The sequence below is a fragment of the Streptomyces tendae genome, assembly GCF_008632955.1.
Classification (GTDB): domain Bacteria; phylum Actinomycetota; class Actinomycetes; order Streptomycetales; family Streptomycetaceae; genus Streptomyces.
Window position 1 is genome coordinate 200561 of the sequence record NZ_CP043960.1, and the last position, 26987, is coordinate 227547.

Annotated in this window: 13 protein-coding genes and 2 pseudogenes; 5 read left to right on the top strand and 10 right to left on the bottom strand. The window is 69.8% G+C overall.

Features of this window, described 5'->3' with window-relative positions:
* Nucleotides 1-694: 694 nt before the first annotated feature.
* Nucleotides 695-2461: an MOSC and FAD-binding oxidoreductase domain-containing protein gene (locus F3L20_RS32660; protein WP_150157701.1), complete on the bottom strand. Its 1767-nt coding sequence runs from the start codon at nucleotides 2459-2461 to the stop codon at nucleotides 695-697.
* A 105-nt stretch (nucleotides 2462-2566) separates the two neighbouring features.
* Nucleotides 2567-2842: pseudogene (locus tag F3L20_RS32665) on the bottom strand (alpha/beta hydrolase fold domain-containing protein); the annotation flags it as partial.
* Nucleotides 2843-3946: 1104 nt separating this feature from the next.
* Here F3L20_RS32665 and F3L20_RS32670 point away from each other — a divergent pair.
* Nucleotides 3947-5422, top strand: a complete 1476-nt coding sequence (locus tag F3L20_RS32670) for a dihydrolipoyl dehydrogenase family protein (protein WP_150157703.1) — start codon at nucleotides 3947-3949, stop codon at nucleotides 5420-5422.
* Between the two features lie 524 nt (nucleotides 5423-5946).
* On the opposite strand, the gene F3L20_RS32675 is transcribed toward F3L20_RS32670, so the two are convergent.
* Nucleotides 5947-6630, bottom strand: a complete 684-nt coding sequence (locus F3L20_RS32675) for a TetR/AcrR family transcriptional regulator (RefSeq protein WP_150157838.1) — start codon at nucleotides 6628-6630, stop codon at nucleotides 5947-5949.
* A gap of 623 nt (nucleotides 6631-7253) precedes the next feature.
* On the opposite strand from F3L20_RS32675, the gene F3L20_RS32680 reads away from it, so the two are divergent.
* From F3L20_RS32680 to F3L20_RS32690, 4 genes and pseudogenes are all read left to right on the top strand, one after another.
* Nucleotides 7254-9140 (top strand): RICIN domain-containing protein, encoded by a 1887-nt coding sequence (locus F3L20_RS32680; RefSeq protein ID WP_150157704.1) that lies wholly within the window; start codon nucleotides 7254-7256, stop codon nucleotides 9138-9140.
* Nucleotides 9141-9363: 223 nt separating this feature from the next.
* On the top strand, nucleotides 9364-9495 hold the full coding sequence (locus tag F3L20_RS35365) for a hypothetical protein (protein WP_276615874.1): 132 nt from the start codon (nucleotides 9364-9366) through the stop codon (nucleotides 9493-9495).
* Nucleotides 9473-9646 (top strand): annotated as a pseudogene (locus F3L20_RS32685) (IS256 family transposase); the annotation flags it as partial. The gene F3L20_RS35365 and the pseudogene F3L20_RS32685, both read left to right, overlap by 23 nt.
* A gap of 84 nt (nucleotides 9647-9730) precedes the next feature.
* A protein-coding gene (locus F3L20_RS32690; protein ID WP_431193199.1) for an IS5 family transposase occupies nucleotides 9731-10602 on the top strand; the annotation gives its coding sequence in 2 pieces (ribosomal slippage) (nucleotides 9731-10088 and nucleotides 10088-10602; 873 coding nt in all).
* 90 nt (nucleotides 10603-10692) lie between these two features.
* Here the strand turns inward: F3L20_RS32690 and F3L20_RS32695 are convergent.
* From F3L20_RS32695 to F3L20_RS32725, 7 genes are all read right to left on the bottom strand, one after another.
* Nucleotides 10693-11466, bottom strand: coding sequence for a LuxR C-terminal-related transcriptional regulator (locus F3L20_RS32695; protein WP_150157705.1), 774 nt, complete (start codon nucleotides 11464-11466; stop codon nucleotides 10693-10695).
* Nucleotides 11467-12405: 939 nt separating this feature from the next.
* A complete protein-coding gene (locus F3L20_RS32700) occupies nucleotides 12406-15798 on the bottom strand; it encodes a non-ribosomal peptide synthetase (protein ID WP_150157706.1) in 3393 nt (1130 codons plus the stop codon).
* Entirely contained in the window at nucleotides 15791-16885 is a 1095-nt protein-coding gene (vioD, locus tag F3L20_RS32705) for a capreomycidine synthase (RefSeq protein ID WP_167534743.1), read from the bottom strand. Before vioD ends, F3L20_RS32700 begins: the two co-directional genes overlap by 8 nt.
* 29 nt (nucleotides 16886-16914) lie before the next feature.
* Complete coding sequence (locus tag F3L20_RS32710) at nucleotides 16915-20952, bottom strand: non-ribosomal peptide synthetase (protein ID WP_150157708.1); 4038 nt, start codon at nucleotides 20950-20952, stop codon at nucleotides 16915-16917.
* A 4-nt stretch (nucleotides 20953-20956) separates the two neighbouring features.
* Nucleotides 20957-22210, bottom strand: coding sequence for a cytochrome P450 (locus F3L20_RS32715; protein ID WP_150157709.1), 1254 nt, complete (start codon nucleotides 22208-22210; stop codon nucleotides 20957-20959).
* Between the two features lie 91 nt (nucleotides 22211-22301).
* Nucleotides 22302-23621, bottom strand: coding sequence for an MFS transporter (locus tag F3L20_RS32720; RefSeq protein ID WP_150157710.1), 1320 nt, complete (start codon nucleotides 23619-23621; stop codon nucleotides 22302-22304).
* Nucleotides 23618-26986, bottom strand: a complete 3369-nt coding sequence (locus F3L20_RS32725; RefSeq protein ID WP_150157711.1) for a non-ribosomal peptide synthetase — start codon at nucleotides 26984-26986, stop codon at nucleotides 23618-23620. Before F3L20_RS32725 ends, F3L20_RS32720 begins: the two co-directional genes overlap by 4 nt.
* Between the last annotated feature and the right edge of the window lies 1 nt (nucleotide 26987).

The following is a 26987-nucleotide window of genomic DNA, read 5'->3' on the forward strand; positions in this document are numbered from 1 at the left end:
ACCCCGGCCCCTGGCTTGAAGCGGTGCCCGTGGAGACCCGCCTGGCTGTGCGGACGTGCGGACGTCTCCCCTTCGCGCATGCCCTGCACCTGTCGCATGCGGCGGTCCGCTCTCTCATGCGCGCCCGAGACCAGGCACAACAGGAGGAATTCGGCTGGCAAGAACGCGGGTGTGTCCACGCTCCCAGCCAGAATGGCCGCCAGCCCTCCCGACAGATCCAGGATGCCGTCCAGTCCAGATTTCTGCCAGCTCCGTGTCGAACTGCGTGTTCTGCTTCGCCCATCACTGCTCGAACACGTCCGTCATCGCTCTTCGCGCTGAGCTCTCTGGTCGCTGGCGCCCATATTGGCCCCCGGCTGGCAAGGCAGCCCCAACCTCAGCGCCGACCCCCACGTCGCCGAAGCCAATCTGCCGATCTCGCTCGTCGACGCACTCGACGACACCTCCCGAGATGCCCAGCTCTACGAGGCCGACTGCCCGCCTTGATCGTGCTCGCGCCGGAGAGTCACGGAGACAGTGTCCGCGGCGCAGGCCTGGGGCCAGGAGTTCCCAAGGATCGGTGTCAATTTGGTACTGATCGTGCTCTGCGTGGCTGTCGCCTGGGGCAGGTTCGACCCGCACACCCTCTGATCTGCCTTAGCCGGCACGCATATTTCCCTGCTTCGAGTCAGGCGGGGCGCCGTGTGCGGCAGCCTCACAGGTCAAGCGTGATCTCCTGCTCTGGCTTCGAGCAGCAGATCAGGGCGGTGCTGGACGGGGGCTCCTCTACGGGGTCAGGTGAATAGGAGACGTGGCCGTCGATCAACGCCGTCTCGCAGGTGCGGCACACTCCGGTGCGGCAGGACCAGCGCACCGGCACATCGCAGGCTTCGGCAAGTTCGAGCAGGCTGCCGTAGCGGTCGCTCCAGGCAGCGGCCAGCCCGCTGCGGGCGAAACGCACGGCGGGACCCGTGCCCGGAGGTCCCGGGGGAGGGTGCGGTGCACGGCGTTCGGACGGGACAAGGCCAGGGTTGAGGGCAGGGCCGGATCCGAAGATCTCTGTATGGATGTTCTGAGGCGTCACGCCCTGCCGCAGCAAGCCATCGGTGACCTCGCTCAGAAAGCCGGCCGGGCCGCACAGGTAGGCGTCGGTGTCGGCGGGCAGGCCGAGTCCTGCGACAGCGTCGGCGGTCAGGCGGCCGCGAGCGGTGTAGTCACACCCGAGAATGTCCCCGGATTCCGGGCGGCTGTAGTAGATGCGGCTGTGACTGTGCCGGAGCTGAGCAAGTAGTTCTCCCGCCTCTCGGGCGAAGACGTGCAGACGGTGGTTACGGGCGCCGTGAAGCCACCAGACAGGGCGGGGCGAGCCGGCGTCGGCCAGTGCACGGAGCATGGCGAGCAGCGGTGTTGCCCCCACTCCTGCGGAGGCAAGGACGACGGTCCCGGCCCCGGGCTGCAGAGTGAATACTCCGCGGGGGGCGGCCGCCTCGATGCTGTCGCCGACCTGGACATCGGTGTGCAGCCACGTGCTGGCCAGCCCACGGTCCTCCCGCTTGACGCTGATGCGATAGCAGTCTGCGCCGGGTTGCCCGGACAGCGAGTAGGAACGCACCATCGGTTGAGCGCCGATACCAGGAGTGATGCGCACAGTGAGGTACTGGCCCGGAGGCGCAATGGGCAGTGCCGCATCGTCCTGGCTGGCCAGCCACAGGGAGCGGATACTCGACGTCTCCTCGTCGATGCGGTGCACCCTCAGCGGCCGAAAGCCTTCCCAGGCGGGCTGCGGAGCTGCAACCTGGTTCAGGCCCGCGTTCGCCTCCCGTGCCCCGTCGCCGGACTCGGCCTGGTGCAGCATGGCACGGAAGGAGTGCTGCCAGCCTGGGCTGAGAGCCGGGATGCGCAGGGCCTGCTCCAGACGGTCCGGGAGATGCGGTGGGCGGTAGAGCAGGGCGTCGACCTCCGCGACGGTCATCCGCTCCGGACCGTCAGAGATCTTGACGATGTCCTGGCCAGCCTGCACCTCACCCTCGATGAGCACCCGGAGGTAGAAGCCCGGCCGCTCATGACTTACGAGCAACGCGGGCATGCGGGGCTCGCCCAGACGGATGCCAACGCGGTAGCAGGTCACCCGCGGTTGGGTGACCTCGAAGACCGCGGTCCCGATCCGGTAGCGGTCTCCGATGCAGACCTCGTCGTCCGCCAACCCGTCGACGGTGAAGTTCTCTCCGAAGTGTCCGTAGGCGAGGTCGTCACGGTCCAGGAATTCCTGCCAGTAGCGGTAGGAGGCGAGCTGGTAGACCAAGACGGCGCGCACTTCACCGCCGTGGCCGGCGAGATCCCCCTGACCGTCGCCGTCGATATTGAGCCGCCGTACCGTTCGGGGACCGGTCACTGGCGTTTTCCAGACCCCCGTGTGCACTGTTTGGTCGCGCCAGGTGACGTCCTTGGGCAGGCCTACATTGACCGACAGCAGCTTTGCCATGGTTCATCACCTCCGGCGGCAGACACGCTCCCGGCTCGCGAGTGGTCCGCTCCTGTGGTGTCAGGGGCCGGTCCGGTCGGGACCCGGACCGGCCTGGCGCGTGTGTCAGTTCGCGAACGCCGTCCGCAGGGTGCGGATAGCCTGTTCGATCGCAGCGTTTGCGCCGTTCGTCACACAGACGGGACTGAGCATCATGAGGTCGTGGATGACGGCCTTGTAGCGGATGCTCGTCGTGGGAGCGCCCGCTTGGACCGGGCGACGGGCGTACGCCTCACCTTCGTCACGCAGCACGTCGTTCTCATCCACGATCACCAGAGCCGGCGGCAGCCCGGTGAGCTCGTCCGCTCCGGCCCGCAGCGGAGAGGCGGTGCTATGCGCCCGCTTCGACCTCGAGCTTGTCAATGGAGGCAGCCTGGATGTCGTCGAGTACCTTGCGGCTCCCTCCGGACCCAGCTCGTAGAGGAACGGGGGATTCGCCGTAGCGTCGGCCATTTCCTGCGCAGCAAATTCGAGATTCGGATTGCTCATGATGTTCATCCCTGTTTCCGACGGAATGCCATGTGATCGCTGTGGGCGCACGCGCGGCCTGGAGGCAGCCCGACGACCGGGCGGGCGACGCTCATGCCAACGTCGGCCGACTCCGAGCGCAGGAAGGGCGCACTACGTGGTGCCGAACACACACGCACGGTGGCCTCTCTTGTAATGACCGCACCGGGACGGCGCACCGCACTGTTCCAGACCGTCCGCTGCGTTGGACTGCCAAACATCTAAAGCGTGCACTACTAGACAAACTGGTGGATCGTTGTCCACCGACGGCTCGGTGCACGCACCTCGCCGGTCCTCGGCCCCCGAGTGGCCGCCCGTCCGATGGCGAAACCTGTACGGATACAGCCAAGGAGACCAGCAGCCGGGCAAAGACGTCCCCTGTCTGCTGTCCCCGCATAGAACCAGCGCAAACGTTGCCCGTACCTCCTGGCCGTGGGGGCCTCCGGTGCGGGTGTGCTTCTTAGCCGTCTGGCGTCCCCCTGCCGCGCTTACAACGTACGGTGGAGGAGAGCGCTGACGAAATCAGCGGCCGTCCTGCCGGTGATCAAGGTGAATGCCGACCGTCAACCGGAGCTGGCGGTGCGGCACGCCGCCACCGTTCCCATCCTTGTCCGTCTCCGTGAAGACCGGCCCCGCACACCGCATCGCGGCTCGGTGTCCAAGAAACTGATATCGCGGGAACTAGGCGCCCATCCCTCTTCCTCAGGTACAGCCCGACCGCCTACATCTCCGCGGCCCGATCACCGTTGATGCGGCATGGCTGGGAGCAGCCGCCGAGAACGGGGCCCAGCGTCACTGCCTTACCTGGGCGGTTCGGTCCCGGCCCAACGTTTCATGACCGTGTCCGCAGCGGGTCCGGGCCGTACAGGCTCTGTCCCATGGAACCCTCGCCTCACGCGCCATCGTGCGCACGCCTCACGCCGCTTAGAGGAGGACCCCATGACAGCAACGGTGAACCCGGACCGCACGCAGTGGGACGTGATTGTGCTCGGCGGTGCGGCCGCAGGCGAGAACGCCGCCCAGTACGCGAGCCAGTTCTCCGGCTTGTCCTCCGTCCTCGTTGAGAGCGACCTGCTCGGTGGCGAATGCTCGTACTGGGCGTGTATGCCCAGCAAGGCGCTGCTCCGGCCGGTCGAGGTGGTGGACGCGGCCTGCCATCTGCCCGGATTGTCGGCAGGGCTCGATGTCGATGACGTACTGGCCCGGCGTGACAGGGTTGTCCGTCACCTCAACGACACATCCCAGGTGAACTGGGCTGTGAGTGCCGGTATCGATGTGGTCCGCGGTTACGGCCGGCTGGCTGGGGAGCGCACCATCAGGGTGTCCCTGCCTAACGGCTCGACCAGAACCTTGACGGCCAGGCATGCCGTGGTGATCGATACCGGTTCGTGCCCGGCGGTGCCGGACATTCCGGGACTGCGCTCCGCTCTGCCTTGGACATCGAGGGATGTGACCACCATGCGAGAGGTACCTCGCCGAGTCGCTATCCTGGGCGGCGGTGTGGTCGCCTGCGAGGCGGCGACCTGGCTGCGCGGTCTGGGCGCAGCCGAGGTCACCCTTGTCCACCGCGGCGAGCAGTTGCTGGGCCGGTACGAGCCGTTCGTGGGAGCGCTGGTAAGCGAGGAGCTGCAGGAACGAGGGGTGCAGTTGCGCCCCAGGCGCACGATGGCCGAAGTCCGGCGGCCCGACGCCCATGGCACGGGTCGAGGCTGCATACACGGCGGTGAGGCCGATGTGACTCTCGACGACGGCACGGTGATCCTGGCAGACGAGGTCGTCGTGGCCGCCGGGCGTACACCGAATACGGATGACATCGGCCTGGACACCATCGGTCTCGCTGCCGGTGGCTATCTCGCGGTCGACGACCACCAGTGCGTAAGGGGTGCGGCCGACAACTGGTTGTATGCCATTGGAGACGTGTGCGGCCGCGCCCTGCTGACGCACATGGGCAAGTATCAGGCCCGGACCGCGGGGGAAGTCATTGCTGTCCGCGCAAGGAACCTGGGTGATCTGCCGTCCGCCGCGACTGGGCATGCCGGGACTCCTCAGGTCGTCTTCACCACTCCTGAGGTCGGCAGCGCAGGCGCAACCGAGCAGCAGGCCCGTGACAGTGGTATCGACGTCGAAGTGGTCGAGTATGACCTCAGCGCACTTGCCGGCACCTACCTCCTGCGTCCGGACTACCGAGGCCGCGCCAAACTTGTCATCGACCGCGCCACCGACACCGTGGTGGGGGCGACCTTCGTGGGCGCCGGTATCGCAGAGCTCGTCCATTCGGCGACCACGGCCATTGTCGGGCGTATCCCCCTGTCGACCCTCTGGCACGTGGTGCCCAGCTACCCCACGGTCAGCGAAGTCTGGCTCCGCCTCCTGGAAACCCTGCGCCTCCAGCGCCATGCGGAGCATTCCCGGTGAGACCCCGCCGTTGCGTCGGTGCTGTACGCATGGCGGCTCAAAGGTACACGCCCATCGGATGCACCGCGCTGACCTTTAGACAAGCCCGACCTGGATTTCCCGGGTAAGCATCGAGTCCTCCCGGCGCGACCACACGGTGCCGGTACCCCCAGGATCCTCCTCACCCCAGCTGGCCGCCAGGACGTTCGGAAGAACCCCACCGTGTGCCATCCCGTAGCTGTCGGCCCTCATCCCAGAGGCAACGGTGTGAACCGGGTCGGCCCAAGGTCTGTCGACGCGTACACACCACTGCCCGCCACCTCAAACTGAGCGATTCCGGAACCTACAGAAAGCGCGGCATATCCAGGCCCGCGCGCCCTGGCTCCATCCAATCCGGTGGCAGAACCGCAACAAACTCATCGGCCACCCGGCGTCACTCGTTCGGGATCCACTACACCGGCGCTGACTCCGTGCTGGGATGCGCATCCAACCCGTCACGTCGTCCACGCCGCCGGGCCCCGATCCCCGAGCCGTCCGTAGCGGGCTCAGGTGGTCGCGGAGAAGCGCTCAGGAGCAAGGTGCGCGAGCAACGATGTGACCACTAGATCCGTGGAAGCCACCATGTCAACGTCGTCCGGAGCAAGCAGCCATTGGATCTGGAGACCGTCCATGACGGCGATGATGGCGTTCGCCGCGATCTGTGCGGCTGCCCTGTTCTCCTCGCCGAGCCTGCAGGCTTCGATCACGGCGTCAGTAACAAAGGCGCGCAGGCCGGCGTACCGGTCTCGGAAGTATGCCTGGGCCGGGTGGGCGTCGGTGACAGACTCGGCGGAGAGCACTGTGTAGAGCCTGACGATACCCTCGCGTTTGGCGTTCCGGCGGGCGGTGGCGACGAGATGACGGAGAAACTCGATGCCCTGTGGGCGCTCGGTGCCGAGCTGCTCTATGTCCGCCTCGTCACGGAGTTCTAGGACACTGGTGAGCAGCAACGCCTTCGATCGGAAGTAGTGCAGTACACCGGCCTGGGTCAGTCCCACACGGTCGGCGATCTCCGCCAGGGAAGCGTTGTTGTAGCCGCGAGCGGCGAAAGTATCCGTGGCGATATGCAGGATGTCCTGCTGCCGCCTCCGTGCTTTGACGCTGCGCGGGGCGCGTGCTCTGGCCCTGGCACCGCGGACAGGTTTGCCTACTGACTGGTCACTCACTCGCGACAGCCTACGCCGCGCCATCACGACCAGTGATGATCTTCTCGTTTCTCGGACGCATTGGTGCAGACCACTTACTAAGTACTTAGTAGGTGTGCTTTCATGTCGCCCACTCGTCGTTGCACCCATAAGGAGTTCCATGTCTTCTGCCTTAGCAACAGACCTCCACACTCTTGACGTTGGGCTGTGTGGCCAGCCCTCAGCGGGGTGCGGAGCGCACGGGACAGGGCCCCTCATCAAGTTGGGTGGCGGCTCGCAGGAGAAGCCGTGCAAGTACGGCTGCATCATCGGCCGCCGATGCGCCGTGTCCTTGAGCGGGCACGCCGAATGGCTTCGCGTCCCCAGGGCCGGTCCGCTTGCTCAGCAGCGCAGCCGGAGCCTTCCTCACTCGCGCCGAGCAGGTCCCGCTGATCTTCTTGCACCGCTGCGTCGACTTAATTGAGCGTGTGATGCCGCAGCGTTGCACGCGCACCAGAAGCGGTAGGCAGCGAGACAGAATTGCTGTCCCCCCCTTCGGCTGCGCCTCTGACCCTGCCCGCGCCCCCCGAGTGCATCACCCTTCGAGCCCGGTCGCCTCGCCGTCCTCCCCGCTCTGGCGAGCCGATTGGCATACCCCCACGCGTCACCGACCGAAGGAGACCCGCACCATGTCAAACCGTTTCAGGACCCGCTCGCCCAGAGCTCGGACGGCTGCCATCGTCCTGGCTCTGGCTGTCACCGGCCTCGGCCTCGCGGGTGGTGGAACCGCACAGGCCGCTGATCCCGTCGCCCAGGTGTGGATCACCACCCCAGACGGCACTCGCAAGCTCAGCTCGGATGGCAGCGCACCCTTCACTGGCTCTCCACAGTCCGTAGACATCCGCGTCGATGCGAACACCCGGGGGCAGCGGTACACGGGTGCCGGCGCCTCGGTCACCGGCGCGTCAGCCCGCCTCATACAGCAACTGCCGCAGGACAGGCGCAACCACCTCATGCGGTCGCTGTTCTCGACCTCGAGTGATGGGATCGGCCTTTCCTACCTGCGTCAGCCGCTGGGCAGCAGCGACTTCGATGCCACGAACAACCCGCATTCATACGAGGACACGCCCGGTCAGTTCTCCATCGAGCGGGACCGGGCAGATATCATCCCGGTCCTCAAGCAGGCGCTCAGCGTCAACCCGTCCATCCGCTTCATGGGAACCCCTTGGTCGCCTCCGGGGTGGATGAAGACCAGCAACTCGCTGAACGGTGGCAGCCTCAAACCCGAGCACTACGGCTCCTATGCCGACTACCTGGTCAAGACGATCCAGGCCTACCGGCAGGAGGGCATCACCCTCACCGATCTGAGCGTCCAGAACGAACCCGAGTTCGCCACCAGCTATCCCTCGATGTCCATGTCCTCGACGGAGCAGGCCGACTTCCTCCGGGTCCTCGATCCCAAGCTCACCGCGGCCTCGCTGCCGACGAACATCCTCGCCTTCGACCACAACTGGGACCACCCCAATTACCCCCTCGAGGTGTTCTCACGAACGTCCGGGATCAACCGTGTCATCGGCGCAGCCTTCCATTGCTATGGCGGGCAGCCCTCCGCTCAGCAGCAGGTCATCAACGCGGGCAAGCGTGTCTTCTTCACCGAGTGTTCCGGGACCGACAGCTCCAATCCTGCTTCCACGTTCGCCGACAGCCTGCGCTGGCAGGCGGAGAACCTCGTCGTGCAGAACATGCGCAACGGCGGCGAGACCGTGGTGACCTGGAACCTCGCCCTCGACCAGAACGGCGGCCCGCACCAGGGGCACTGCACCAACCGCTGCAACGGCGTGGTCGAGATCGCGAACGGCAACGTCAACCGGGGCGCGGAGTATTACTCGCTCGGCCACATCAGTAAGTTCGTCAAGGTCGGAGCCACCCGCATCGGCTCCACCAGTCAGGGTGGCGGCGGGATCCAGAACGTCGCCTTCCAGAATCCGGACGGCACGCGCGTCGCCTACGTCGTGAACACCGGCGGGACGCAGCGCTTCTCCATCACCGACAACGGCCGCTCCCTCACCTACACCCTGCCCGCCGGAGCGGTCGCAACCTTCGTGTGGAACCCGTCCGACGGCGGTGACCCGACTGGCCCGATCGACACTAGCGCCTGGTACCGGGTGGTAAACACCAACAGCGGTGCTTGCCTGGACGCCACCGACTGGGGAACCTCCAACGGCACCCTGCTCCAGCAGTGGTCGTGCGGTGACGGTGCGAACGAGAAGTGGCAGTTCCGCTCCACTGGTGACGGCTACTACCAGGTAGTCAATCGGCACAACAACAAGTCCTGGGATGTGGACGGCGGCGCAGGCGCAACCGCGGACGGGACCAGGGTGCACCTGTGGGACTACGTCGGCGGCACCAACCAGCAGTGGCGTGCCGAGTCCATCGCCTCGGGGCAGTACCGCTTCGTAGCCCGGCATAGCAACAAGTGCCTCGCGGTGGACGGATCTTCCACCGCCAACGGTGCGAAGCTGTCCCAGCAGAGCTGCTCCAGCTCGGTGGCCCAGTCCTTCCGTCTGACCATATGACCTGACCGTTCAACCCCGAAGGTGGTGGGGCACGGCCAACCCGGCGGCCCCACCACCAGTGACTCAGTCGTCGCAAGGGGAAACGTGGCTGCCTGCCGCGCGGATTCTTTTCCCGTCATGCAGCGTCCTCACCGATAGCGGACGAAGTCGCACAAGCTCGTTAGGCGGTCGGCTGGGGACTGTAAATCGTTCGGTGCAACTCCCGATCATGGAGGATGCATCGATGACCAGTGAGAACGTGGCCGAGCAGGACGCTGTCGAGTCGGCAGTGGCTGTATCGGCGAAGGCCGTGGACGACCAGCTGATCGACGAGCTGGTGAGCCGGGCCCAGGCAGGCCCGCGGGCACTTCCCTAACGAGCAGGCCGCCCTGAAGTGCGTCTACATGGCGATCATGTCTCTCGACCCCACGGGCAAGGGCCAGGCCCGCTGGACCATGCGCTGGAAGACCGCACTGAACGCCTTCGACATCACCTTCGACGGCCGCCTGTCGGCAGCCCGCCAGTAGTCCCAACCACTCCACTTACACCGCTCGTTTGACAGACCCCGACCCGGCAGTCCCCGCACGTCCCGGATACCTAGGCAGTTTCGTTTGGATCAGTCGGTCGTTGGTCCGGGTGTGCCGTTGACTGATGCGCAGTGGGCGCGGATTGAGCCGTTGCTCCCGGACCGGACTCCGAAGCGGGGTGGCCGCTGGCGGGACCATCGTGAGGTGATCGACGCGATCGCCTACAAGTTCCAGACCGGCACGCAGTGGGTTCACCTGCCGGAGAAGTACGGCAACTGGCGAGAGGTCTACAACCGCCTCCGGATGTGGGCCGTCGACGGCACCTGGGAGCGAGTCTTTACCACCCTGGTCGCCCAGGCTGACGCGGACGAGGACCTCAACTGGGCCGTCTCGGTCGACTCCACCATCGTGCGGGCCCACCAGCACGCGGCCGGAGCCCGCAAAAGGGGGCCCCGGCCGGAGAGCCGGCCGACCATGCCATCGGCCGGTCCCGCGGCGGACTGACCACGAAGATCCACCTCGCTGCCGATGCCCGCTGCCGGCCCCTGGCGTTCGTTCTCACCGCAGGCCAGGCCGGTGACGCACCCGCGTTCACCGACGTCATGGCCCGCCTGCGCGTTCCCCGCCGGCGAGGACGGCCCCGCACCAGTCCAGACCTGGTGCTGGCCGACAAGGCGTACTCCTCCCGCGCGATCCGCGAGGACCTGCGCAAGCGCGGCATCCGGGCAGTGATCCCCGTTCCCGCAGACCAGCGCAGACACCGGCTACGTCGGGGCAGCCGGGGCGGCAGACCACCGGCCTTCGACCGCGAGACCTACAAGCAGCGCAACACCGTCGAGCGGTGCATCAACCGCCTCAAGCAATGGCGAGGCATCGCCACCCGCTACGAAAAGACCGCCACCATCTACCTGGCCGGACTCCACATCGCAGGCATCTTCCTCTGGTCCGCCCGGTGATCCAAACGAAACTGCCTAGTACTGCGGGACCACCGCTTCGTCTCGCCCCGCCCGGGCGCACCACCGGCGTGGCTCCCCTCGCAGATGCGGCTATGCCTTGTACCGGGGCCCCTTGCCGGGCTTCTGCGCGCGCTTGTCGGGCCCCTGCAGACGAATCCCGTGCACATAGTTGTACCCCGCCAGGACCGCCTCGGTGCGGGTGCTCAGATTCAGCTTGTTGAGAATGTGGTACGTGTGGCTGCGTACCGTGGCCTCCTGGATGTGCAGCCGACGGGCGATCGCGGTGTTGGACATGCCGTCGCCGAGCGCCTCCAGTATCTGCAGCTCCCGCTCTGTCAGGGCGGCTTCGATCTGCGGTACGGGCAGCCGTTCACGGTGCACGCCCCGCGCCACCCAGCCGACCAGCGTTTCCGCGATGGACGACGACACGTAGGTACGCCCTTCGTACACCTCGCACACGGCACGCCCGATGTCCAGGTGGCTGGTCTCACGGTCGACGAAACCGCGTGCGGAGCACATTACGGCGCTACGGAGCATGGCGGCGTCGTCCGCCTGCAGTACCGCCACCAGACCCACCTCGGTTTCCGGCCTGCTGCCGTTGCGCCGGGCAAGGGTCTTTCCGAAGGCGTCGTCGAGGAATTCCCCGCCGACCAGCAGGACGTCCACGTCCCACTCCGCCGCTGTCATACCCCGCCACGACAGGCCGACTTCGTCGATCACCTCGATCCGCTCGTGGGACTGGACTATGGCGGACACGCCGGCTCTAACTAGGGGGTCTTCTTCCACGATGGCCAGCCGTATGGAGCGAGTGGCCAGGCGCGGCGCGGGGCACGTCGCTTCCGGTCGCATCTCGGTCTGGATCACGGACACAACTAGTACCTCCGGTACGTAGATCGCACAGTTGCGCGCGCCACCTCGGTCCCCACTGGGCGTGCGAAGCAAGGCAGCATCGGCTGCGTGTGGGCGCCTTGCGACAGCGTGGCGAGCTCGCCGTCGGCCTCGTCGTCGGCGTCGAGGCCCGTCAGGTCGATCTCACACCAGGCTGTCTCGCTCCTGGGGCAAGCACTGCACGGACTCGGCGGCGAGCCGCGTCGGCCGCGCGTCCGAGGCCGGCGGGGCGTCCTGCATCACGGATACCTCACCGCCCTGATCCCTTCGTCGGTTCCTGGTTCCGGGGCTGTTGGCACCGTGACCGTCCGGTCTCGGCACTCGCCCGTACGCAAGCGACTAAACCACGCGCCGATCAACACGGAAGCAGCGGCGATCTGCCAGGCGATGGACGAGCGATCACTTGGGCGGTACTGCCGGGGAAACGATGCAGGTCCGCCCGATGCGGAAATGCTGCGGCAGACGGTGCGTGCGAGGCACACGGAACAGGGCGGCTGCCGCACAGCATGCGAGCAGGGGTCGGGCACGGCCGTCGTCGACCGCCATGACGCAGCCGCGTGCCCACCCCGGCAGGGTGGGCACGTACGTACACCGGACCGCACAGGTACAGCCGTACCAGGTCCCCGGCGCGGGCTGGCCGATCGCCGTGTCGCGGGTCCCGGTGGCACGGACCCTCGCGGACGAGAGGAGGTGAGGAAGTGGGGCCCACGGTCCGTGCCGCTCGCGCGAGTCGCGTCAGGCCGCTGCTGTACGGGACTCACGCACGGCCCCGCCGAGGACCCCGTGCGTGACGCCGCCGCCTACGGGAGGACATCGTGGACGGCGAGCGGACAAATGCGGCGGGCGGTTCCTCGTCACGTGACCCCCGGCCGTGCCGGCCGGGACCGTGCGACGTGGCTCCAGGCGGGTCTCGGGTTACTCCGGCGAGGTGAGCCGGTCGGTGACCTCCTGGTCCGACAGTTTGAGCACGGCCTGCACCGATGCCGCCGCCTCCGCCAGATCGACTCGGTCACCGGCGAGTTCTCCCAGCCGCGCCGCGAACAGCGCCGGCGTGGGCGACTGGAACAGTGCCGCGACCGGCACGTCGAGCTGGAACACCTCTCTGATCAGCCCGACCGCGCGCACAGCGGACAGCGACTGGCCGCCGCGGGCGAAGAAGTCCTCGTTCGGCCCCATGGTGCCGCAGGCAAGGATCAGCGCCCACAGCGTGGCGACGACCTGCTGCACGACCGGATCGGCGGGTGTGACGGTGACAGTGCCCGACGCCCGCAGGCCGTCCGGTACGGGCAGGGCGGCCTGGTCCACGGTGCCGTCCTCGGTGCGGGGCAGGGTGTCCAGAACCATGATCGAAGCCGGCACCATGGGCTCGGGCAGCAGCTCGGCCACTGCGTCGCGCACTGAGGTCGCCGTCACCTCGCCGGTGACATACCCCACGAGGTGCTCGCGGCCCCCGTCGCCGCGGTGGGCCTGGACCGCGGCCGTCCGCACGCCGTGCACCGCGCGCAGCGCCGCCTCGACCTCGGCCGGCTCGATCCGCTCGTGGCCGATCTTCAGCTGCCGGTCACTTCGTCCCAGGAACTCCAGCCGGCCGTCGCCCAGGTGACGCACCAAGTCCCCGGTCCGGTACAGCCGCGATCCCGGGCGGGCGGCGTAGGGATCGGGCACGAACACGGCGGCGGTGCGTACCGGGTCCCGTACGTAGCCCCGGGCGAGGACGCTGCCGCCGATGCAGAGCTCGCCGGGTGTGCCCGTCGGCACCGGCAGGCCGTGTGGGTCGAGGACTCGCAGCTCGGCTCCGGCTGTGGGGCGTCCGATCGGTACGGTCGGCCGGTCGTCCGGCGTGTCGTCGGCCGTCAGGGACAGCGTGCAGCAGCCGACCACCGCCTCGGTCGGCCCGTACTCGTTGACGGCCCTGGCGTCCGGCGCGATGTCGAAGAGCCGCCGTACGAGGTCGGCTGCCAGCACTTCGCCGCCGATCACGAAACAGACGTCCCGGCCCGCGAGCGCCCCGGAGGGCAGTAGCCGGCAGAGCTCGTCGAGCTGAGTCGGAGTCAGCTTCACCAGATCGCAGCCCGCCCCGCCGGTGAGCGTGCGCGCCAGCTCGGGTACGGATCCGGACTCGTCGATGACGTGTACTGTGCCGCCGCTGGCGAGGGGCAGCCAGAGACTGGTCACCGTCAGGTCGACACCGACGGCGGTGTGCAGCGGAGCTGTCGGCGTCGACGCGGGGCAGTACTCGGCCGCGGCCCACCGGACATAGCCGGCGAGTCCGCCATGGGAGACCTCCACCCCCTTCGGGGCGCCGGTCGATCCCGAGGTGTAGAGGACGTAGGCGAGGTCATCTGGTCCGGCGGTCGGCGGGGTCGTCCGTGGGCTCGGGTCACCGGCTGCCATCAATGAGGTCAGCGGGACGACCTGGACGCCGACGGGCCAGCGGGACGACCCCTCGTGCTCCATGCTCACGACCGCGTCGGCGTGGGCGTCCGCCACGATGGCCGTTGCCCTGGCCGCCGGTCCGGCGGTATCCAGCGGGAGGTACGCGCAGCCGTGCTTCCACACACCCAGCAACGCCGCCACCAGCTCGACGGACCGGCCTGCCGCCACGGCCACGAGGGAGCCCGGTCGCACGTCTGCGTCCGCCAGCCCGGAGGCGATCCGGTCGGACATGCGGTCCAGGTCGGCATAGGTCACCGTGCGGTCGCCCGCCACCAGCGCGACGGCCTGGGGGGCCGCTGCCACCTGGGCTGCCACGAGTTCGAGCACCGTGCCGGCGTCGGGTGACCCGGGGGTTCGGGCCCACCGGTCGAGCTGCCCGCGCTCCTCCTCGGAGACCATGCGGGCCATGAGCCGGCTCACAGGCTCGTCCGGATCAGCGGTCACCGCTTCGAGAAGGCGGCGGAGGTGCCCCATCAGCCCCTCGACGCTGTCCGTGTCGAAGAGGTCGGTGGCGTACTCCACGGCGATCTCAACCTCGTCGCCGTCCTGGGCGGCGGTGAAGGACAGGTCGAACTTCGACCGGGCCACGTCCACGATGCCCAGGTGCGCGGTCTCCAGCCCCGCGAACCGCGGGCGCTGCCCGGAGCGGTCCTCCTCGTGGGACAGGGTGACCTGGTACAGGGGGTTGCGGCCAAGCGAGCGCTGCGGGCGCAGTGCCTCCACCAGCCGGTCGAACGGCAGGTCCTGGTGGTCATAGGCGGTCAGGAAGGTGCGCCTGGTCTGCCGCAGGAACGTACGGAAGGTCGGGTCTCCCTCCAGCCGGCCCCGCAGGACCACCGTGTTCACGAAGTACCCCACCGACTGCTCGAACGCAGTGTGGAGCCTGCCGCCCACAGGTGTGCCCACGCTGACGTCGGGCCGCCCCGAATAGCGCATGAGGAGGAGCTGGAGGGCGGCGAGCACCGTCATGAACAGCGTGCTGCGTTCGGCGCGGGCGAGGGCGTGCAGGCTGGCGCTGACCGGGGCGGGCAGCCGCATGCGCCGTTCCGCGCCCGCGTAGGACTGCTCGGCCGGGCGCGGCCGGCTGATCGGCAGGGACAGCAGTTCCGGGGCGTCGCGCAGCTCCTCGCGCCAGAAGTCGAGCAGCTGGTTCGTCCGCTCACCGCTGAGGTGGCGGCGCTGCCAGGCGGCGAAGTCCGCGTACTGTTCGGCCGGGCGTACGGGCAGGGGCCGGCCGGCGCACACCGTGTTGTAGGCCTCGGCCAGTTCCCGCACCACGATGTCCATGGACCGTCCGTCGAAGACGATGTGGTGCACCAGCACGACGAGCACGTGGCGGTCGTCCGCGACCCGCAGGACCTCGACGCGGAAGAGGGGGCCCTTGGCCAGGTCGAACGCCTCGGAGGTCAGCCGGGCACAGGCGGCGTCGACGACGGTGTCCCGCGTCGGTCCGTCCGGCCGGCGCAGATCGGTCACCGGAACACGCAGGCCGCGGAAGGGCTCCACGACCTGCACGGGCCTGCCGTCCCGCTCTGCGAACCGGGTGCGCAGGGCGCCGTGGCGTGCCACGACGTCGTTGACGGCCGCGGACAGCGCGCCGACGTCGAGCGGCCCTGCCAGATCGATGCGCCACGCCAGGGTGTAGAACGGGTCGTCCTGCTTGAGCTGGTCGAGGAACCACAACCCCTGTTGGGCCACCGAGGTTTCGCAGACCAGTGGTTCCTGGGCGCGCAGTCGGTGCCGTCGCTCCCGTAGCCGTTGTTCGAGCAGGGCGCGCTGCTCCTCGGACAGGTCCTCCAGCCGGGCCCGCATCCGCTCGGCGCCCGTCCGCGTCACCCCGGTCTCCAGCTCGGCCGTGTTCGTGTCAGTCATGAGCGGCACCTCGGCGCGCGCGCAGGGCACCCTGCAATCGGTCCAGTCCCTCCACGAATGCGGCCTCGTCGCCACCGAAACCCAGGCGCACCCGGTCGGGATGGCCGAAGGCGGATCCCGGCACGAGCAGGACGTCGTGGCGGGCGCCCAGCTCGCGGCACAGGTCCTCGGTGTCCTCGATGCCGGCGAACGTCGGGAAGGCCGTGCAGCCGCCGTCGGGTCGGGTCCAGGACACCAGCTCGGAGTTGTGCCGGATCCAGTCGGCCAGCCGTTGCCGGTTGCGGGCCGCCTGGGCGCGCCGCACGTCAAGGATCCGGTCGGCCTGCGCGATGGCCCGCGCGGCGAAGAACTCGGTCAGGGGAGACAGGCAGATGCTGATGGCGTCGCGCAGGGGGACGAAACGCGTCAGGATCTCCGGTGTGGCGAGGCACCAGCCGACACGTGTCCCGGGCAGCCCGTAGGCCTTGGACATCGTGCCGATCGACACGCAGCGCGCGTAGCGCAGCGCGGGCTCGGGCAACGGCGGCGTGTCGTACACCAGCTCGGTGAAGGCGCCGTCCCAGACGAGATAGGCACCGTGGTCGGCGACCAGGTCCAGGAAGGCGTCGAACTGGTCGCGGGTGAGGGTCGCACCCGTCGGATTGTGCGGGAAGTTGACGATCACCATGCGGGTGCGGCTGGTGAGCAGCGGACGCAGGATGTCCAGACAGGGACGGAAGCCGTCCTCCGGTCGGAGCCGCCAGCGCTTGATCCGGCAGCCGATCGCCTCGGCGACCGACCGCAGCGAATGGTAGGCGGGGTCCACGACGACGACTTCGTCGCCGGAGGTCAGCAGGGCGTTCATGGCCACGAAGATCGCTTCGGTGGATCCGTGGGTCGCCATGACACGGTCCGGGTCGTCGACGCCGAACCGGACGGCCAACACCTCACGCAACTCCCGGCCGCCGTACGACTCGCTGTCGTCGAAGGCGAGCGAGTCCAGCTCCGTGGGGTGGATGCCCAGCAGCCGGCGCAGCTCCGACAGGGTCCAGGGCTGCACGCCGCTGCTGCCCAGATCGATCTTCGTGTCGAAGTAGAAATGCCGCATCCAATCTTCGAGTGGCGCGTGCGGAAGTCTCATGAGGGGTCGCTCGCTTTCAGGTGCGCCAGCAGGGCGGCGGCGGTGTGGGCCAGGTGGGGTTCGCGCAGCATGCTGTAGTGGTCTCCCGGCACCTCCACGACGGTGACCGACCCGGACACCCGGTCGGACCAGCCGTGGTCCGCCGCGTGGCCCACCCGGCCGGCGCGTGCGCAGAGCAGGGTGACCGGTCCCGGGTAGGCGGTGACCGGTCGGTAGTGGTCCAGCGCCACGGCGTGTGCCGCGTACGTTCGGAACAGGCGGTCCAGGAGGACCAGGCCGTCGTCGGGTGAGAGCACACCGGCGGCCTGGGCGCGTGCCAGCAGCCGCTCACGGCCGGCCCGCGGCCCGGACCGCGCGAGGTCGGCGGGCGGCAGGGCGAGGTCGAGGTCCAGGACGCGCCCCCAGTCCGCGGCGAAGTCGGCCAGCAGCGCGGCCTCGTCCGGGCGGTTGCTGGCGCCTGCGCGGAGGCCGGCCGGTGGCGGCGGATAGCTGTCCAGCATGAACACAGGCAGGGGGCGGCCCGTCGACTGCAGGAACTGCCGGGCCATCTCCAGCGCGACGACGCCTCCCATGGACCAGCCCGCGAGCAGGAACGGACGGTCGGTCGTGGCTTTCGGCAGTGCGGCCAGGTAGGCGGCGGCCATGGCCTCGACGCGGTCGCGCGGCACCTCATCGGCGCCGAGACCGCGCGCGACCAGGCCGTGGACGGGCCGGTCCGGTCCCAGCGCGTTGCTGAGCCCGGCGTAGCACAGGACGTTGCCGCCGAGGGGATGGACGAGAACGACGGGTGCCCCGGCACCGCCGTCGCGCAACGTCACCAGAGGCGAGGCGTCGCCCGGGGCGTCCTCCTCGCTCAGCAGGGCGGCCAGCTGCTCGACCGTGGGTGCCTGGAAGACGGCGGTGGGGCGGATGGTCCGGCCGCCGGCCCGCGTGATGCGCGCCGCCATCCGTACGGCCGCGAGGGAGGTGCCGCCGAGGTCGAAGAAGTTGTCGTGCAGGCCGATGTCGTCCCGGTGCAGGACCTCCGACCAGACCTCCGCGACCCGCCGCTCCTGCGGGGTGCGTGGCCGCTCGGTGGCTTTCCTCGTCGGCCGCTCGGCCGTCGGCGACGGCAGCTTCGCACGGTCGAGCTTTCCGTTCCCGGTGAGGGGCAGCTCGGCCAGGGTGACGAAGGCGGCCGGAATCATGTACGCGGGCAGTGTGCGGCTGAGCCGGCTGCGCAGCTCGGACACCGGGGGAGGCCCTGCGGGGTCGCCGGGGACGACATAGGCCACCAGGTGGCGCTCCCCGGGTGCGTCCTCGCGCGCGAGGACCACCGCCTGCCGTACCGCCGGGTGGCTGCGCAGCGTCGCCTCGATCTCTCCGAGTTCGACACGGTAGCCGCGGATCTTCACCTGGTGGTCGGTGCGGCCGAGGTATTCCAGCAGGCCGTCCGACCGCCAGCGGGCCAGGTCGCCGGTGCGGTACATCCGTTCGCCCGGACCGTCGTACGGGTCGGGAAGGAAATGTTCGGCCGTGAGCTGCGGCCGGCCCAGGTAGCCGCGCGCGAGCCCGGCACCGGCCACGTACAACTCTCCCGTCACACCGGTCGGCACCTGGCCGAGAGCGGCGTCCAGGACGTAGAGGCGGTCCCCGCCCACCGGGCGCCCGATCGGCGGGAGCCCGCTCACGGGGACATCGGTGGTCCAGTGCGCCGCCCACACGGTGGTCTCGGTGGGCCCGTAGCCGTTGAAGACACGTGCCTGGGGGAGGACGTGGAGAACCTCCTCGATCAGTGCTCCGGGAAGGGCCTCGCCGATGTTGACCACGGTGGTGGTGCCGGCCGGCAGCCGGCGTTGTGCCGCGAGCACCGTCATCGCCGACGGCGCCCCGCTGACCAGCGTCGTCCGGTCGGCCTGCGGGTCGCGTTCGGCGAGCGCGAGGACATCGCGCACGATCTCCACCCGGCCGCCGCAGGCCAGGGGCGCGAACAGTTCGAAGATCGAGGCGTCGAAGGAGAACGAGGCGGCGCACAGGACACGCGACAGCTGTTGCGGACCGAACTCGGACACGGTCCAGCGCACCAGGTTGACCGCGGCCGCGTGCGGGACGACGACGCCCTTGGGCTGTCCTGTGGACCCGGAGGTGTACAGCACGTACGCCGGATGGGCGGGGGCCGCGTCGGCCGGCGGCGCCTGCGGCTCGTGCCCGCCGTCCGCCGCGGCCAGGTCCCGGTCGGTGAGCACACAGACCGGCCGGGCGTCTCGCAACATGAACGCGATGCGCTCCGCCGGGTGGGACGGGTCCAGCGGAAGGTATGCGCCTCCGGCCTTGAGCACGGCCAGGAAGGCGACGACGGCCTCCACCGAACGCGGCAGCTGTACGGCGACCACGCCTTCGGGCCGGACCCCGCGCCGGCGCAGCGAGCGGGCCAGCCGCTCGGCACGGGCGTCCAGTTCCGCGTAGGTCGTCTCCACACCGTCGCAGAGCACGGCCGGCGCGTGCGGGGTGCGGCGCACCTGCTCCTCGATCAGGCCGTGCAGCGTGGTGGGCGCGCCCGGCACGGCCGGTCCCCGTCCCTGCCGCACCAGCTCCGACGCCTCCCCGGGCAGGAGCAGGTCCACGCTTCCCACGGTCCGCTCCGGTTCGGCGAGGAGCTGGGCGAGGAGCCGCGCGTAGCGCCGACCGATCCGCTGTGCGGTCTCCGGCTCGAACAGATCCGTGCGGTAGCCGAGCTCGCACCGCAGTGCGTCACCGTCCTCCACCACCTCCAGGACCAGGTCGAACTTGGCGTCGCGGGTGGTCACCGTGCAGGGGGCGACCTCGAGGCCGGGGAGCCGCACGGAGTCCTCGGCGCCGGTGTTCTGGAAACTGAACACGGCCTGGAAGAGCGGGTTGTGGCTCAACGTCCGCTCCGGCCTGAGCTCCTCCACGAGCAGCTCGAAGGGCACGTCCTGGTGCTCGAACGCCTCGAGCACCGTCTGCCGGGCGCGGCGCAGGTGGTCCCGGAACGTGAGGTCGTCCGCGACCTCCGCGCGCAGGACCACGGTGTTGACGAAGAAGCCGACCATCCCCTCCAGTTCGGCGCGCGGCCGACCGGCCACGGGGGACCCCACCACGACGTCGCGCTGCCCGGACAGGCGGGCCAGCAACACCTGGTAGGCGGCAAGCAGCACCATGTAGAGGGTGCAGCCCTCCGCACGGGCCCGTGAGCGTGCGGCGGCCGTCACCTCCGGAGGCAGGACGAAGGCGAACTGCGCGCCGGTGTACGACGCCACAGCCGGACGGGGGTGGTCCGTCGGCAGCGCCAGCAGGCCGGGAGCACCGGCCAGGGTGCGCCGCCAGTAGGCGAGTCCCTCGGCCAGTGCGCCCTGGTCGAGCCGGGTCCGCTGCCACACCGAGTAGTCGGTGTACTGCAGCGCCGGCTCGGCGAGCGGCGAAGGGCGGTCCGCGCCGAACGCGGTGTACAGCGCGGCCAGTTCGTCGAAGAATACGCCGAACGACCAGCCGTCGAAGACCGCGTGGTGGAAGACCAGGACCAGGGTGTGCTCGGCCGGGCCCGAGCGGATCAGCAGCGCGCGGAACAGCGCGTCCTCGGCCAGGTCGAACGGGCGGGTGAACTCCGCCTCGGCCGCCAGCCGTACCGCCGCGGCGCGTTGCGCCGGCGGGAGCGTGCTGACGTCCCGCACCGGCAGCCGGACTGAGCCGGGGTCGTGGACCACCTGCACCGGGGCGCCGTCCTCTGCCATGAAGGTGGTCCGCAGCACCTGATGCCTGCGGACGATCTCCGTCAGGCAGCGTTCGAGCAGGCCGGTGTCGAGGACGCCGCGCACCGTCACCGCCCTGCCCAGGTTGTACGCGGAGCGGTCACCCGGCGCCATGACCTGGTCGAGGAACCACAACGCGCGTTGTGCCATGGACGCGGGCACGGGCGCGGCACCGGCGAGTCCCGCCCGCAACGTGGCCGGGCCGGCATCGCGGGCTCCGCGCTGCCTCCTGAGCAGCCGAAGTCGCTCCGGCGACAGGGTGGAGACGGACAGACTGTGCTCGCTCATCTGGTTACTCCGGATCCGTGGTGCGGGTCGGCTCACCCGGCGTGTAGGTGAGGGGCAGGGCGGTGACGCCGTAGACCGAACTCAGATCGGGGAAGTAGGTGATGCCGGCCGGGTCGGCGATGGCGTAGTCGGGCATCCGGGTGATGACCTCCTCCACCATGACGCTGAACATGGCGCGCACCAGCGCTGCGCCCAGGCAGTAGTGCGGGCCCGCGCCGAAGGCGAGGTGATCCCGGTGGTCACGGTCGATCAGGACGGCGTCGGGGTCGGCGAAGACGGACGGGTCGCGGTTGGCCGCCCCCCATGACAGGAAGATCCGCTCCCCGCGGCGCAGGGGGACCCCTCCGAGCGAGGTGTCGGCGGTGACGGTGCGGCTGGTGCCCTGGACCGGGGACATCCAGCGGAGGAACTCGTCGGCGGCCTGGGGGAGCAGGGCCGGCTCGGCGGTGAGCCGCTTCCTGAGGTCGTGGTCGTGTGCGAGGTGCAGCAGGGCCGTCGCGGTCAGGGTGGACGTGGGGTCGATGCCGAGCAGGAGCAGGTACAGGATCGACAGGATGTCCTCGTCGTCGACCGGCCGGCCGTCGACGGTGGCGGCCAGCAGATGCGGGATCAGTCCTCCGCCGGTTCCGTCCTCGCGGTGCTGCTCCACCTGCTCGAGGATCTCCAGAGTGATCTCCTGCGCGTGGGCCCGGGCGGAGGCCATGTCGTGGGGTGCTGCCAGCAGGGCCTGGTGCAGCAGGGCGTCGATCTCGGCCCATCGCTCGTCCGGGAACCCTATGTCGCGCATGGTGACGATGGCCGGCACGCGCAGAGTGAGGGCCTGAACGATGTCGCACGAGCCGTCCCTGATGACCGCGTCGACGCTCTCCCGCGCGAGCCGGCGCAGCTCCGGCATCCGCTCCCTGACCCGGCCGGCCGAGTAGAAGGAGGCCACCAGCCTGCGGTACTTGATGCTCTCCGGCGCATCCTGTTCGAGCGGAACGAGCCGACCGGTCTGGCCCAGCGGAGGAATGGTGACGCCCTGGACGGTCCCGTCGGGCAGCACCTGGCCGGTGGAGAACGCCTTGTCCCGCCCGGCCAGCGAGACCTCCGCGTGCCCGGACGCCACCCAGAAGCCGCCCCAGGACGGGCTCCAGGTGACGGGGCATCGGGAACGGAGCCGCTCGTAGACGGGATAGGGGTCCCGCGCCAGTGCAGGGTCATGGCTGTCGAAGGCCGATACGGCGTGGTCGTCGGTCGGAACGCGCGACTGGTCCATGGTCCTTCTTTCTGTGAGGAGGCCCGCGCAAGGACGCCGCCCCTCCCCCCGACCGGGCTCGGGCACGGGCCGGGCCCGGTCGGACACGCCGTCAGACGCCGTCCTCGGGGACGGTCGGGGATGAGGGGCGCACACGGCTGGTCCGCGTCGCCCGGCGCAGGAGGAAGGGGCCGGCCAGCAGCGTGACGAGCGCCGATGCCGAACCCAGCAACAGCATCGTGTGCAGTGGAACGGCACCGAGCAGTGCCGCGGCCAGCGCGGTACCGATGCCGTTGGCCGCGACGAGAACGCTGAACGCCTCCGAGGTCCGCTCGGCCCGGACGATGCGGGCCGGCTCCTCGAACATCACCGTGTTCAGCGGAGCGGTGCCCAGGCCCAGCGCGGCGAACGCGATGCCCAAGGACCACCAGGACCCGGCGTCGGCGATGGCCGCACTGGCGGCCGACATGAACAGCAGCAGGACGACGGCTTGGGTGACCGCACCGAACTTGATCCTCGGACCGTACCAAGCGTAGAGCAGTCCTGCCCCCGCGCTGGCACAGCCGAGCACGCCAGTGAGTACCGCCGCCTGCGCCGTGCCGCCTCCCTGCTGCACCGCCCGGGGCAGGACACCCAGGTCGGCGGTGCCGAGAAGCTGCCCGAAGGAGAGGGAGACGAGGACCCAGAACAGGAACCTGGGGTTGCGCCAGACTCCGTTCGGCTCCGGCGGCACCGCGACCACCGGGTCTGTGTCCTGCTGCGCCGGGTCCGCACCGGTCGAGACCTGGTCGGCGGCGTCGTCCGTGCCGCGCCGGAAGAGCGCCTTCGGATGGACCAGGGCCGCGCCGGCCGCCATGGACAGGCCCATGGCGAGCAGGGCGTACGCGGGACTGGCGAACGAGGTCACCACGACCAGGAACGGCGCGGTGACCACGACGACCTCCACCAGGACCGAGTCGATGGAGAGTGCCGGGGAGACCAGCCTCTGCGGCACGACCCGGTCCAGCAGGGTACGGGTTGCACCGCCCGCACCGAAGGTCACCACTTGGCCCACGAGGGTGAGCAGGATCAGCAGCCAGGTAGGGGCGTCGGCTGCGAACGCCGGGGCGAGGGCGACGCGGGCGGCGGCGCCGAGCAGCAGCAGCCGGTAGGTCCACGCCTCGGGCCCCAGCCGGTCCAGGACCCGGCCGAACACCGGGGCCAACAGCACGCTCGGCACGAGTGAGACGCCGACCAGCATGCCTCCCTTCGCCGGGCTTCCGGTGTAGTGCATGCTGGCGAGGACCAGGGCCATCGGTGCCATGATCGGCGGCAGGCGCAGCAGTGCCGTCGCCACGGCCCAGCACCAGTACCTGCCATGGCTGAACAGCTCGATGACGGGCCGCCGGGTGTGCGGGAGGGCGGTGGCCTCGTGCGGTGGCGCGGTGCTCATGAGGTTTCCGTTCGCTGTGCGGTGGGCGCACTGACCACGGGGTGGCGCTCGTCGGGCAGGAGCGGCCGGGCCGCGGAACGGCGCTGTTCCGGACAGATCACGCTGCCGGGCTGGGCGAGGAAGCGGAGGAGCAGCTGCTCGTACTGATCCAACAGCCCGCGCACGGTGGCCGCGTCGAACAGGTCGCTGCGGTAGGTCGCGGCGATCTGGAGGGTGCCGTCGCGGTCGGTGACGACCCAGCCGAGCTCGAACTTGGCGTATCCCGTCGGCAGCGAGCGGAATCGGCTCAGGCGGAGGTCGCCGACCGTGCGCTCCAGCGCGGACTCGTCCTCGAAGGCGAAGATCGATTGGAACAGGGGAGTCCGTCCGCCTTCCCGCGGCGGACGCAGGCGTTCGACGAGTGTGTCGAAGGGGAGGGCCTGGTGGGCGTACGCGTCCAGACACACCTCGCGGACGCGCGCGAGCAGCTCCTGGAAGCTGTCTTCGCCGCGGACGCCGGTCCGCAGGACGACGGTGTTGCTGAAGTATCCGACGACACGGTCGGAGCCCGGGGCCAGGCGGTTGGCCATCGGGGTGCCGACGGTCAGATCGCCGATGCCGGTGCGCTGGTGCAGCAGACCGTAGAAGACGCTGAGCAGGATCATGAAAGGTGTCGCGCCCTGCCGGCGAGCCAGGTCGGCCACAGCGGCCCGCACCTCAGCGGGCAGCGTGTGCTCCAGGCGTCCTCCGTCGTGGCGGGCGGCCGGTGCGAGGGGGCGGTCGGTGCGCAGCGGTGCCGGAGGTGCCGGCGACTGGGTCAGCCGGGCGCGCCAGTGGGCGAGCAGCCGGTCCAGCTCCGCGCCCTTGAGATGCGCGCGCTGCCACAGCGCGAAGTCCGCGTACTGGTCGGGCGGCTCGGGCAGCGGATCGGTGGCGCCGCCGCGGAACGCGGCGTACAGCCGTCCGAGTTCGTCGATGACGATCTCCTTCGACATTCCGTCGAAGATCAGGTGGTGGGCGGTGAAGACGGCGGTGTGCTCCGCCGGGGAATGGGACAGGACCAGCACCCGCAGCACCGGGCCCGTGACCGGGTCCAACGGTGTGCGGACCTCCTTCGCGCACAGCGCCTCGCCCTGGTCCGGCTCCTGGGCGACGTCGGCGAACCGCAGGGTGTGCGTGGGCTCGGGGGAGACGTACTGGACGGGTTCACCGGCCAGGTCCCCGAAGGTCGTACGGAGGGCCTCGTGGCGTTCGGCGACGACCGTCAGCGCGCGTGTGAAGGCCGCACGGTCCAGCGGGCCCGACAGCCGGCACTGCCAGGCCTCGTTGTACAGGGGAACGTCTGGGGCCAGCCTGCTGAGCACCCACAGCCCCTGCTGCGACACGGAGATCGGGGACGCGCGACGGGAGTCGGCGCGTGCGGCGAGGGAGCGTTCGACCACGGTGCGCCGCTGCGACCAGAAACCGAGACTCCCCGCCTCGTCTGGGCTGGCGGTGTCCGAGGTGCGCTGCCGCTCCTCGACCAGCACGGCGAAGCGTCGCAGCATCGCCCCGCCGAGCAGGTCGGCGGGGGACACGCGTACGCCGTAGCGGCGGCGGACCCGGGCGATGACCCGCGCTGCCTGGAGCGAGTTGCCGCCCAAATCCGTGAACGAGTCGTCGCCGTGCACCGCGTCGACCCCGATCACCGACGCCCATATGTCGGCGAGTTCGGCGGCGGTGCCGTCCAACGGGTCGACCGCCGTTTCGGCCGTGCTGCCGCGCCGCCCGGTGATGGCGGGCAGGGCCGCATAGTCGATCTTGCCGTGGGCGGTGAGCGGCACGGCGTCGATCAGGGCGAATTCCGTGGGTATCAGGTGCGCGGGCAGTCGTTCGTCCAGGTGGCGACGGACCCGGTCCGGCAGGGTGTCGGCCTCGTCCCGGGCGAGCTTCACCGCCGGCACGAGATGGGCCACGAGCCGGTCGCCGTCCGGGCTCGCCGGGTCGCGGTACAGGGTCACCACGGCCTGCGCCACCTGCGGGTGCCGGCGTAGAGCCGCCTCCACCTCACCGGGCTCGACACGGACTCCGCGGATCTTGATCTGGTTGTCCGTGCGGCCCAGGAACTGCAACTGCCCGTCGGGAAGGCGCCGTGCCAGATCCCCGGTGCGGTAGAGCCGGGCACTCGGCTGTCCGAACGGATCGGGGACGAAGCGCTCGGCCGTCTTGGCCGGAGACCCGAGATAACCCCGGGCCAGTGCCGCGCCGCCGACGAACACCTCACCCGGCTCGCCCGGCGGCACCTGCGTCATCGCCGGGCCGAGCACGTGGACCGTCGCGCCCTCGATCGCGGTACCGATCGGTAGCAGGCCGTCGGCGCGCTGGGCCGTCTTGGCGCTGTGATGGTACGTCGCCGTGGCCGTGGACTCGGTGGGGCCGTACACGTGGATCAGCGGTACGCCGTGCCGCCGCCATGCCAGTACCCGGTCCGGATGGACGCGGTCGCCGCCCATGACCACGAATCGCAGCGAGCCGGGCAGACGGCCACCGTCCTCCTCCAACTCGTCGACCAGCTGGTGCCAGTAGGGTGTGGTGATTTCGAAACCGGTCACCTGGTGGCGTTCGAGGACCTCCAGGAAGTGCGGCACGCTGGGCAGCGCGCGGCCGTAGCCGCCCATGACCAGGGTGGCGCCGCTCAACAGGGCCGGGAAGATCTCCTCCAGTGCCGCGGAGAAACTGATCGAGGCCAGTTGGAGGAAGCGGTCGTCGGGCCCGAGGCCGAACTCGTCGGCGGCGGCCCGTGCCAGGTTCACCAGCCCTCGATGGGTGATCATGACGCCCTTGGGGACGCCGGTCGAGCCGGACGTGTAGATGACGCAGGCGACACCGTCCGGGCAGACGACCGTGGCAGGAGGGGCGGACGGCAGACCCGCCAACTGTGTGAACCGCTCGTCCAGCAGGATCGTCGCCGCCTCGGTCGCCGGCAGCACCGGCTCGGTCCCCGTGTCGGCGACGACGGCACGGGCCCCGGAGTCGTCCAGGAGATGGCGCAGCCGCTCGGCCGGGTAGCGGGAGTCGAGCGGTACGTAGGCCGCGCCCGCCTTCATGATGCCCAGCAGGGCCACGGCCAGTGCCGAAGACGGCTCCAGGCAGACGGCGATGCGGTCCTCGGGGCGGAGCCCGAGCTGTGCGAGCTGGTGCGCGAACTGGTTCGACAACGCGTCGAGTTCGGCGAAGGTCAACTGCGGGACGTGGCCCGCCGCGGACCCGGCGGCGGGAGTCACGAGAACGGCGGTGGCCTGCGGGGCCCGGCGCGCCCGTGCGGAGAAGACGTCGTGGACGCAGACCGCGGTCGTCTCCGGAAGACGTCCCGGTCGTTCCCCGAGCGTGTCGGCTCGCTGCTGCATG

Coding starts and splice junctions, on each gene's coding strand:
- F3L20_RS32660 (WP_150157701.1), bottom strand. CDS start 2,461: ATGGCAAAGCTGCTGTCGGTCAATGTAGGCCTGCCCAAGGACGTCACC.
- F3L20_RS32670 (WP_150157703.1), top strand. CDS start 3,947: ATGACAGCAACGGTGAACCCGGACCGCACGCAGTGGGACGTGATTGTG.
- F3L20_RS32675 (WP_150157838.1), bottom strand. CDS start 6,630: ATGGCGCGGCGTAGGCTGTCGCGAGTGAGTGACCAGTCAGTAGGCAAA.
- F3L20_RS32680 (WP_150157704.1), top strand. CDS start 7,254: ATGTCAAACCGTTTCAGGACCCGCTCGCCCAGAGCTCGGACGGCTGCC.
- F3L20_RS35365 (WP_276615874.1), top strand. CDS start 9,364: ATGACCAGTGAGAACGTGGCCGAGCAGGACGCTGTCGAGTCGGCAGTG.
- F3L20_RS32700 (WP_150157706.1), bottom strand. CDS start 15,798: ATGACTGACACGAACACGGCCGAGCTGGAGACCGGGGTGACGCGGACG.
- vioD (WP_167534743.1), bottom strand. CDS start 16,885: ATGCGGCATTTCTACTTCGACACGAAGATCGATCTGGGCAGCAGCGGC.
- F3L20_RS32710 (WP_150157708.1), bottom strand. CDS start 20,952: ATGAGCGAGCACAGTCTGTCCGTCTCCACCCTGTCGCCGGAGCGACTT.
- F3L20_RS32715 (WP_150157709.1), bottom strand. CDS start 22,210: ATGGACCAGTCGCGCGTTCCGACCGACGACCACGCCGTATCGGCCTTC.
- F3L20_RS32720 (WP_150157710.1), bottom strand. CDS start 23,621: ATGAGCACCGCGCCACCGCACGAGGCCACCGCCCTCCCGCACACCCGG.
- F3L20_RS32725 (WP_150157711.1), bottom strand. CDS start 26,986: ATGCAGCAGCGAGCCGACACGCTCGGGGAACGACCGGGACGTCTTCCG.